The 10,248-nt window shown below is 47.3% G+C and carries 9 protein-coding genes and 1 pseudogene; 4 read left to right on the forward strand and 6 right to left on the reverse strand.

Going from position 1 to position 10,248, the window contains the following annotated elements; translation table 11 throughout:
- Positions 1-22: 22 nt before the first annotated feature.
- Positions 23-1,492: a TldD/PmbA family protein gene (locus IQ257_RS20420; RefSeq protein ID WP_193875577.1), complete on the reverse strand. Its 1,470-nt coding sequence runs from the start codon at positions 1,490-1,492 to the stop codon at positions 23-25.
- Between the two features lie 118 nt (positions 1,493-1,610).
- On the opposite strand from IQ257_RS20420, the gene IQ257_RS20425 reads away from it, so the two are divergent.
- Positions 1,611-1,769: a hypothetical protein gene (locus IQ257_RS20425; RefSeq protein WP_193875575.1), complete on the forward strand. Its 159-nt coding sequence runs from the start codon at positions 1,611-1,613 to the stop codon at positions 1,767-1,769.
- Positions 1,770-1,824: 55 nt separating this feature from the next.
- Here the strand turns inward: IQ257_RS20425 and IQ257_RS20430 are convergent, their stop codons facing one another.
- From IQ257_RS20430 to deoC, 4 genes are all read right to left on the reverse strand, one after another.
- Positions 1,825-2,982, reverse strand: a complete 1,158-nt coding sequence (locus IQ257_RS20430; RefSeq protein ID WP_193882211.1) for a glycosyltransferase family 4 protein — start codon at positions 2,980-2,982, stop codon at positions 1,825-1,827.
- A gap of 22 nt (positions 2,983-3,004) precedes the next feature.
- Positions 3,005-4,468, reverse strand: coding sequence for an MFS transporter (locus IQ257_RS20435; RefSeq protein WP_193882214.1), 1,464 nt, complete (start codon positions 4,466-4,468; stop codon positions 3,005-3,007).
- A 159-nt stretch (positions 4,469-4,627) separates the two neighbouring features.
- On the reverse strand, positions 4,628-5,560 hold the full coding sequence (recO, locus tag IQ257_RS20440) for a DNA repair protein RecO (protein ID WP_193882217.1): 933 nt from the start codon (positions 5,558-5,560) through the stop codon (positions 4,628-4,630).
- 34 nt (positions 5,561-5,594) lie between these two features.
- On the reverse strand, positions 5,595-6,278 hold the full coding sequence (gene deoC, locus IQ257_RS20445) for a deoxyribose-phosphate aldolase (RefSeq protein ID WP_193882220.1): 684 nt from the start codon (positions 6,276-6,278) through the stop codon (positions 5,595-5,597).
- 34 nt (positions 6,279-6,312) lie between these two features.
- On the opposite strand from deoC, the pseudogene IQ257_RS20450 reads away from it, so the two are divergent.
- From IQ257_RS20450 to IQ257_RS20460, 3 genes and pseudogenes are all read left to right on the forward strand, one after another.
- Positions 6,313-6,801, forward strand: a pseudogene (locus tag IQ257_RS20450) (RNA-guided endonuclease InsQ/TnpB family protein); the annotation flags it as partial.
- A gap of 225 nt (positions 6,802-7,026) precedes the next feature.
- Positions 7,027-7,986, forward strand: coding sequence for an orange carotenoid-binding protein (locus IQ257_RS20455; protein WP_193873310.1), 960 nt, complete (start codon positions 7,027-7,029; stop codon positions 7,984-7,986).
- A 131-nt stretch (positions 7,987-8,117) separates the two neighbouring features.
- Positions 8,118-8,447 carry a hypothetical protein gene (locus IQ257_RS20460; protein ID WP_228060876.1) on the forward strand — a complete coding sequence of 110 codons (330 nt, stop codon included), beginning with the start codon at positions 8,118-8,120 and terminating at the stop codon, positions 8,445-8,447.
- 95 nt (positions 8,448-8,542) lie between these two features.
- Here IQ257_RS20460 and IQ257_RS20465 read toward each other — a convergent pair whose 3' ends face one another.
- A complete protein-coding gene (locus IQ257_RS20465; RefSeq protein ID WP_193873309.1) occupies positions 8,543-9,979 on the reverse strand; it encodes a hypothetical protein in 1,437 nt (478 codons plus the stop codon).
- Positions 9,980-10,248: the final 269 nt, after the last annotated feature.

Consider the following 10,248-nt stretch of genomic DNA (forward strand, 5'->3'; position numbering starts at 1 on the left):
ACCAAGAGAAACGTTTTAGACGTTACCGTCCACCTACGGTGATGGAATCTACCTTGATGTGAGGTTGTCCGACGGTGACATAAATGCTGCCACTGACTGAGCCGCAGAAACCTGAAGCCAGTCCTAAATCGTTGGCACACATGGAAATTTTGTTCATGATTTCCTTGGCTTCACCAATTAGGATGGCTCCCTTAAGGGGTTTAGTGATTTTGCCATTCTCAATCAAATAGGCTTCCTCTACACCAAAGTTGAATTCACCCGTAGCACCAACACTACCGCCACCCATCTTTTTGCAGTAAATACCCTTATCGATGGAGGCAAATAAGTCGTCAACGGAGTGGTTTCCAGGGGCAATATAGGTATTACGCATCCGACTAGCAGCAGCAAAGGTGTAGCCTTGACGACGACCACTTCCACTTCTGGGGTGTCCGGTTCTCCAGGAACCTGCGCGATCGGCTAAGAAATTCTTGAGGACGCCGTTTTCAATTAATAGAGTACGTTGGGCGGGCATTCCTTCGTCGTCCATGTCAATGGTGCCGAAGGCATTTTCAGAAAGTCCTTCATCCCAGGCGGTCAAGCTTTCGTGGGCAATTTTTTGACCTTTTTTGTCGATAAAGGGAGTGGTTTCTTTTTCAATTTGCGTGGTTTCCAGCAAATGACCGCAGGCTTCGTGGAAAATCACGCCACCAAACTCGTTTGCCATGATAATGGGGTACGTGCCGGATTCCACGTAGTCTGCATAGAGCATTTTTCCAGCAGACTCGGCAACTTCCTCGGCATCTGCTTCATACTGCCAAGTTCTCAGGAAGTTAGGATCGCTGGTGCTGCCAACTCGCTTGCTGATGGAAGCACGTTGCTCGCCGTCAGCACACAGCAAGCTGTAGCCTACCGACTGATTCAGGCGAATATCTCTGGCAAATGTACCATCACTAGAAGCGACTAAGACTTCTTGCCAGTCTCGGAAATACGTCGCTCGTCTCGATTGGACGTGATTAGCTTTGAGGTTCAGCTTGGCATTGGCATCGAGGAGAACTTCTCCCATTTCCCGCATAGAGCTACTTTCGAGCAACCAAGCTTCTTTGCCTTTGGCTGTGGCGTAGTCTCTCAGAATCTCTAGATTAATTTCCGGGATGTAGGAGTTGGGACTTGGCAGTTGCAGTCCCATAATTGACAACGCTTTTTCCAGCGCGGCTTTTAGCCCTGCAAAGGATAGATCGTTGGTGCTGACGTAACAGTCTGCTTTGCCGCGAAATACTCTCACACCCGCGCCAGTTGACAAACTTGGTGAGATGCTGGTGATCCGGTCATCTTCTGCCAGACAGCTAATGTAGTTGACCCGTTCTAAGAAAAATTCAACAAAGTCTGAACCGGCGGCGCGTCCCAATCCTAGAAGTGTTGAGAGGGGGGCTTCCCAGGTGCGATCAAAGCGCTCTCTGGTTGAGACGTACTTTAAGGTGGGCAGTTCTCGAGAGAGAAGTAGGGTTGGTGGCATAGATAGCTTCCTGTGCTATGCAGAATATGAGGTTTGACGATGCCGATGGGATCGGACGTGCTAAGGCTGACTTATCTTATATTCGTCAGTTTAACGAATTCGCTGGAAGCCCTGCTGTTTGCGAAATTCGGTTATCCCGATCTGTTGGGATGGGTTGCTACTGCCTGAACTCGACAAAGGTGCGATGCCTCAGCAGCTTGCCCAACGCGCTCGGGCCGAAGAAGAAGGCAATTCCTTGGACACCTTAGGCGTTAAGGGCAAGCTTTTAGCCGCCTAACCCTACCTATACTTACGCCTTAGACTACTAAGCTCCCCCACTCCCCACTCCCCATTCATCCCCAAGCACGACTACTTAACTGCACACGCGGCTGCTGTAGTACGTCGTGATAAAGCTGTTCCAACTGGGTAATATTACCGCTGAGGGTATAGCGCTCTAGGACTCTGTTTCTGGCTTTTTGTCTCAGGAGAGCTGTCCATTCTGTGTGATCTTGCAACAGGGGTAAGAGAGTATGAAGTTGAGACGTTACCCGAGCCGTATTGAGTATAATCCCAGCCCCACCTGCTAGCACTTCTCCATCTGCACCAGCATCTGTTGCGACGCAGGCAACACCACAAGCCATTGCTTCGAGCAAGGATAAGGAAAGTCCTTCTAATAGCGACGGTAAGATAAACACATCGGCGGCTTGCAGAATTTGAATGCGCTGCTGCTCTTCTGCCACGAATCCCAGCCAAATAATGCCGTATTCCTCACCATAAAACGGTCTCAAGGCGGAGGATAAAGGACCGTTTCCGACAATCACTAACTTACTAGACTTGCTCATGTTCGACTGCTTCCAAGCCTTCAGCAGCGATTCAACATTTTTTTCGGCAGCAATTCGTCCTTGGTAAACAAACAGGCGTTGAGCATTTACCCGCGATTTGAACGTTGAGGCTCCAGGGGAATATTTCTGAATATCAACCCCATTAGGAATAACTGCCACCTTCTGGCGGGGAACACCGAGTCGCACTAAGAAATTCCGCTGCACTTTAGAAAAAATAATGACCCGGTCGTAGCGTGCTAGAAAGGGGGCGTAGAGTTGATAAGATAGCAGTTGCCGTCCTGATTGCAGATTGCGCCGCTTGCCATCAAAGGGGGTGTGGAAGGTCGCAAATAGAGGTATCTTAAGTTCCTCACAGATTTCCGGTAGCACGAAATCTAAGGGCGACAGGGTGAGGGACGCATGGACGAGATCCGGGCGCAGTTGCTTGAGCGACTCCTTCAAAACCTTGCTAGCTTTAAGAGTGGGTATGGTGTAAACCTGCGATTTGTACAGGCAAGGTAGGGACACTTCTTGGTAGCCTGACCCCATTGGGTCATCGACTCCTTCTTCTTGGGCAAAATGGAGGAAACTAACCAGATGACCTCTATCTAGCAAGGCATTGGTAACTTCTCGACCGTAAGTAACGTTGCCACAAAAGGGGGATTTTTTTCCGAGCCAAGCGATATGCATTCAGATTGGGTATCGAGTCTCTCTATTTGTCAGCTTGAGTTGACATAGCTGATCCTGTACCGGAAATATACCAGTTTAAGAACCCTCCCGCGATCGTAATTATTGCCAAACTTATTAATACTGGCTCTAACCCTAGCCAAGTCTCAGCAACGCCGGCTAGAGCTAAGGGTAAGCTGAGGGCAATATTAACCGCGTTGTTTTGCAAGCCAAACACTTTGCCTCGCATCTCTTCTGGCGTTTCTGCCTGGATACTGGTTTGCATGGGAATTGCCACCATTGCGCCACATCCCCCCAAAAGAGTAGTCATTAGCAACGCCATCCACAGGTTATTCGTAAACACCGATAAACCCACTAGTGATGCTGCTACCCCAGCAGAACCGTAAAGGCTGAGGCGACTGTGGGTAAAGATTTGACCCCAATGTCCCAAAATTGCTGCACCAGCAGCCATGCCTACGCCACCTGCTGCTAGTAAGAAGCCAAATTGTGATGTTTTCAAGCCCGGAAGCGTTTCTGCCAGTCGCACAGCCAGTACTGTCAACGCGGCAAAAACGGAAAATAAAATAACCAGTTGAATCAAGGCATTGCGGACACGGGGCTGGTGTTTGAGGTAGCGAAGACCATCTCGGAGGTCTGACAGAACATGAGGGGTTTCGCCTTTAGGAGGTTCGGTGTTCTCACCCGTGTTGAGCAATAATAGCAGCAATCCGGCGATCGCATAGGAGCCACCCACGGCTAATTCCTTACCAAAGTCCCAGCCGATCCCCAATCGAGCCATAAGGGTATCCGTGAAGGTTAAAAGGGGATCACCGACGGCAAAGCCAAAAATTAAGGATGCCATCATTGTGGTGGTGTAAAGTGAGTTCGCTGAGAGCAGGTTGCCTCGCTTTACCACGAGGGGAATGACGGCTTGCTCTGCCGGCGCAAAAAATTGCGTTAGGGTAGATACCAAAAATGTAATCCCCCACAAGATATAGAAACCCATCGGTATGCCGTAAATGGGGTTCCAATCTTGACCAATCCACAACAAGGTTGGTACAGCTAAAACTAAGGCACCCCGCAGTAGATTGGTGATAACCAGCACTGCCTTTTTCGGCCATCGGTCTACAAAAACACCCGCTAGTGAACCAAACAGTACCGCCGGGATGGTAAACGCAATCATGATTGCCGATGCCCAAACGCTGGTTTGCTCTTTGGGTACACCCAAGCGAGTCTCCATTAAAATAACCATCAGCACCAGATAAACTTTATCTGCAAGCTGAGAGAAAAGCTGACCGCTCCAGAGGGCTAAGAAGTTGCGGTTTTCCAGAACCGGTAAAAAACCCCGTCGCGGGGGTTCGGCAGGGGCTTCTTCCATGCCGTCGGGTTGCAACTCATTCGTGTTGGCAGGCTTTAATTGATCCTCTTCTCGATAGCTGCCGTTCGCCACAGAAGAAGACTTTTTTTTTGACGGATGTTTTCTTGCTTGCTCAGATTCAGATAATCGCATTCTTAACTCTTCGGACGATAACTCCAACCAATACTGACTAAGGAAATGGGGAATTCCTTAGCACCAAAATAGAAAATTTACAGGATGTCTAATCGTTACATTTGATTGTTATCATCTCATCTTTCGACTTTCAGACTCCTCAATAATTGCTGGATAAACTTATTTATTGACAGACAGAGCATCAACTAAGGCTGCCGAGCGAATCGAGCGACCAAAGTGATACTGAGTATAATCCCGTAACATTCGCTCCACTTTTACCCAAGCTGGAGCAACAGACTCTGAGTCTGATAAATGCCCTGACAGATGGGGCAACACGGCTCTCAAGTCGGGTAACTGTGCTGCCGCTAACTGTTGAAACAAGGTCAACTCAAGGGCATCCAGCTTGCCATTGAGCCGTGGGGGAGGGAGAGTTTGGACATCTGCGTGATAAGTACTAGTAGCTTCACCTACTCGTCCCGTGCTGGTAACAGTTGAGGGGGTAATTTTCGGAAATTCCAACCCTCGCGCTGCCAGTGTCAGAACGCCACCTACTTCTACACTAAAACCAACCTGCCACGTTGGGTCAGTAAAATTCGGGTGGAGAGGGTGCTGAGTAATACAGCAAACCTGAACCTGTGGGGCAATGCCGGCTAAGGCTAAGAGGTGAAAAATACCATGGGAGAGGTGAGCTAGAACTAGGGACGCTCCTTCTTTGTTGCCAGAATAGCTGGGTAACTTTTCTAGACGCCGCAGGTGTTCGTTGAGCAGCTCGTAGAGTTCTGCTTGTGGGTGTTCACTTAGGGCGTGACACAGAACTAATTCTGCCAAGTACTGACTCGCTGCCAGCTTACTTAAATCTTTACTTAATCCTGGATACGATTCCAGGGTTTCGGCTTGAGTAATTTTATCAAGCGATCGCCCTTTGGCTATCAAAAGCTGATTGACCACAAATAAGCCCGTTCTACCTGCCAATTGCGAGTTCTGCTTGCGTGCCCCGGGTGCGACGACTCGAATCAAGCCAAACTCTGGCGTTAAAATCGTGACTAATCTATCCGCTTCGCCCAAGGGCATACTTTTGAGATTGATGCCAGTGGCTTTGTAGGTTCGGCTCATTGATGGGATAATTGGTTAAAACTAATTTCATAATTCATCGTTCATTCTTCTCCCCAGAATTGCGTTGTTGTAACAGCTCAGGTCCACGAGATGTTCCCAGCCGTGTCGCCCCCGCTACTACTAAATCCAAGGCTTGTTCGATAGTGCGGATGCCTCCTGATGCCTTAATGCCAATTTGCCCCCGCGTAATTTTGCTCAGTAGTTGGACATCGGCGACAGTAGCCCCACCATGCCAGCCGGTACTGGTTTTCAGGAACTGTACCCCCGCTTCCATACAGATTTTTGCTACCACTTGCTTTTCGGCATCGGTTAGTAGGGTTGTTTCTAGGATAGCTTTAACCGTTTGACCTGTTTCCTCTGCTATTTGGGCGATTTCTCGGTAGATGGCTTCGGTATTTCCCACTTTCAGCGCCCCCACGTTAATAACCACATCTAATTCCGTCGCTCCATTTTCTACTGCTTCTTGGGCTTCGTAGAGTTTCACCGTTGATGTGGTTGCCCCTGTCGGAAAACCGATGACGGTACAGACTTTGGGGGATTTACCGTGGAGTAGTTCGGCAGCTTGTCGGACGTAAGTCGGGTTAACACACACTGCCGCGAAGTTAAAGCGCTCTGCCTCTTGACACCATTTTTTAACGTGCTCCGGTGTAGCCGTGGGACTGAGCAGGGAGTGGTCGATTAAAGAGGCAATATCAATATCTGGGTAGTCCATAGCGATCACTTATTGTACTAACTACTCTTTTTTTATCAAAAATAGGCAACGTGAAGAACACGCCAAGAGACTGGCGCGTTGCGTAATCCAATCTAACGATTTGGTCGCCTATGAAGACTTGAGGATTAAGAACTTAGTCAAGAATCACTGTCTCACTAAATCGATTAATGATGCTGTTTGGTATCAGTTCAGGAAATGGTTAGAGCATTTCGGGGTCAAGTTCGGCAAGATAACCGTAGCGGTCAATCCGGCATATACCTCCCAGGAATGTTCTAACTGTGGTGCGATAGTCAAAAAGTCTCTGTCAACGAGAACCCATGTTTGTGAATGTGGATTCATCTTAGATAGAGACTGGAACGCTGCCATCAACATCCTGAAACTAGCCTTGAGTACGGTAGGGCATACCGGAACTTGGATCTTAGATCCGAACGCTTCGGGAGATTCGACCTCTACTCCGGTTGGACTGAGCGTTGTCGAAGTCCTGTCAGGGCAAGTTGGATTTATGAACGAAGAATCCCTTCGGCTTTAGCCAGGGGAGTGTCAACAAATTCCCAAGACCATCCCCAACAGAGTCTTAGACCAAAAAGTAAAAGAATAAATTAGGTCTTTAACCTGTACTACTGACTCAAGAACTCAATGCGCGTAGTTCACTTTTCCTTTATTCTTAAGGTAGGTAGGCATAACGCCTGCACCAAAAAGCGTTTCGCTTAACTTGTTTTAGACATTAGTCATAGACATTAGTCAAGGTAAATCTATGCCATTTACGATCGATTCAGCCCGCAACATTTTTCCTAACACTCTAGCCGCTGATGCTGTACCCGCTACAATCGCCAGGTTCAGTCAGCTTAGTGCTGAAGATCAATTGGCTTTGATCTGGTTTGCTTACCTTGAAATGGGTAAAACAATCACAATCGCCGCTCCTGGAGCAGCCAATATGCAGTTTGCCGAGGGGACGCTTAATCAAATTAAGCAAATGACTCCCATGGAGCAAACCCAGGTCATGTGTGACCTAACCAACCGGGCTGATACACCAATTGGGCGGACTTATGCTATTTGGTCTCCGAACATCAAACTCGGTTTTTGGTATCAACTGGGAGAATGGATGGATAAAGGACTTGTTGCACCAATTCCAGAGGGCTATAAACTTTCTGCCAATGCCGCAGCCGTGCTGCAAGCCATTCGAGGACTGGAGTCAGGTCAGCAAATCACAGTTTTGCGGAATACCGTCGTTGACATGGGATTTGATGTAAGTAAATTGGGTAACTATACCCCTGTCTCTGAACCCGTTGTTCCTCCCCAAGAGATGTCCCAGCGGACTCAGGTCAGCATTGAAGGGGTTACTAACCCCACTGTGTTGGCTTACATGAACAACTTGAATGCTAATGACTTTGAGGCACTGATTAATCTGTTCGCTCCTGACGGTGCTCTCCAACCCCCATTCCGGAAACCAATTATTGGGAAAGACGCTGTGCTTCGGTTTTTCCGGGAAGAATGCCAGAACCTCAAGTTAATTCCAGAGCAAGGAATTTCTGAGCCAGCCGAAGATGGTTATACCCAGGTGAAGGTAACTGGTAAAGTGCAAACTCCTTGGTTTGGTGCTGGGGTAGGAATGAATATTGCCTGGAGGTTCTTGATCAATCCTGAAGACAAAATTTTCTTTGTGGCGATAGATTTATTGGCATCTCCAAAAGAGTTGTTAAACCTGGTTCGCTAGAGCAGTGCTAACCACAAATGTCCCCTAAGTAACTCTACTGTGATGAGCGCCCTCTATAAGAGAGCGCTCTATTGTTTTGGGGCAAATGAGACAATTTGCTACCATAATAGTTATAGAGTCTTTAGAGTTTGATGATGCAAGAAAGTGATACGGAGTGGTCTACAACAGAGCAAAAGATAGCTCAAGAAGCCTTTGAGAAAGCTTATAAACGAGAAACCAGTGCCTTGATAAAAGCGATTCGAGAAAAAGCCAGTGAAATCACAGAGCTTGATGATATGTGGCAACTACACGATTTCTTGAGTGCAAGGAGGCACGATCTAGATGGCAAGTACGATTACAGCTATTCCGTGCTTATCTTTATCTTTTCCAGGTTGGTCAAAGAGGGATGGCTACATCTTGACGAACTGAAAGGTCTAGATACAGGTAAGGTTACTAAAATAGCGGCTCTGACTCGTATGTGAAATTGTTCCTTAAACCCTATCTTGTCCCAATCTAAGGTAATGCCTAGCGATCGCTTATACAACATACTCCTTTGTTGAAGGATGAGTCAAAATAATTATGACTGCCTAGGTGGGGGATTTTCCATTTCTTGACGCAGTTGATCCGCTTCTTCTAGCGTCGCTTCTGGGTCTTGCTCAGTAGAACGCTGCACGTAATTTAGTTTCACTTCTTCCAATAAATCAGATAGCAGCAACTGAAGTTCTTGCTGGGTTGCTTCATCCTGTAACTCTCGACGCAAGGCTTGCTTAAAATGCTGAGTGAGATAATCAAACAGTTGCCGACCTTTAAGATCTGAGTAGGAGGTGATCAAGACTTCATAGGTTGCCTGAGCTAAATAACTAGCAAACTGCTCTGCCACTTCTACAGGAAGTCCCTTCATTCCCGGCACTTTTTTCAGTTGCTGATAAAAGTCAGATTCTTGGAGCGCTCCTTTCAAACTATGATGCAAAAGCGCCTCTAGATCCGGCTGGACTTGGGGCAGTACTTTGTAGATAGAGAGGTCTAGGAGTCGGTCGGTGATGGCATCAACTTTATTAATATCGCTAACTTGAACGTACCCTCCTGGCTCTAGTAATGCACGAGCGGCATCTCCTTGTTGAATGGAATCTTGAGTTTGGTTAATCAGTCGTACCATTAAGAAAGTAGACACGCGATCGGCTAAATACGCTGAAGGTTCATGAGTCATTTGTCCTAGGACTCGTTGCATATTCACCAAACCAGAGCGATGCAATCGTACCAATACAGGAATGATACGCAACCAGCGCCAAGTAGGGAGTAAAAGCAGCCCATCGTACCAGCGTCGCCACATAGCATCTGCCCAAGTTAGCTCAGAATGGCGTTGATATACCAAGAATGTTTGAATTAAAAATTCAATACCAAAAAAGGCAATAAAATAGAGGTCAATTTGCCAAAAACGATCAACAAACTGACCATTTTCATCCACATATCGATAGTAGTTGCTAGCTAGCAGAGGTCGAATTTGGGAATCAAAGAAAGAGAGTGCTTGTTCCCAACCAACTTGAGCCAAAAAATCCTGACTCCAAAAACGGGCAAATGCCTGTCTAGCTGAATCAGTTCCCAAATACGTTTGCATATGCCGCTTAAGTTTGGCAAAAGTGCCAAATTTGTTGGCAACCAGAAAAGGATTTTCTTCCAACAAGTCAGTACTTTGCTGGCGCAAGTTGCTTAGAAGTTGCTCGGTTTGTGGCGCTTGCAGTCCAACCTGCGGCAATTGCACTGTTAAGGTATCTACCGCGAAAAGGTAGCGTTGCGTATCGGGATGGGGTTCGATGCCTTTTACAGGATCATAATAGGCAACGACTGCGGGCAACTGGTGCAAATAAATATCCCGCAACTGAATATAGCTGAGGTTGAACAGTGCCAACAAGATGTTAGCGAGGGCAATCAGGGCTGTAAGTTTGTTCCACCAATTCCAACTTCGATAGTTTTTGGAATCAGCATAGTTATCCGGTGTCAAAGCTTGCTCTGCCATCTCCCAGTTTTACGGTAACTGCAACAAAACTATACCAAGGAAGGTGTTACTGACGTTTGAACCGCAAGTCGCAAACTTTGAAGAGGAAAAGTTATGTCGCTAGATAGAAGACAGGGTGAAAAATTCGTGAAAGATTAGGAACGCCAAAAAATAGATTATCCCGTAGGACAGGCATCTTGCCTGTCAAGAGCATCAAAGGCAGGCGTCCCGCAGAGTCCTTAGAACGTAGAGATGCTCCAGACAAGGGGACAAGGGGACAAGGGGACAAG

Origin of the sequence: Coleofasciculus sp. LEGE 07092 (genome assembly GCF_015207375.1) — a bacterium.
Taxonomy (GTDB): domain Bacteria; phylum Cyanobacteriota; class Cyanobacteriia; order Cyanobacteriales; family Coleofasciculaceae; genus LEGE-07092.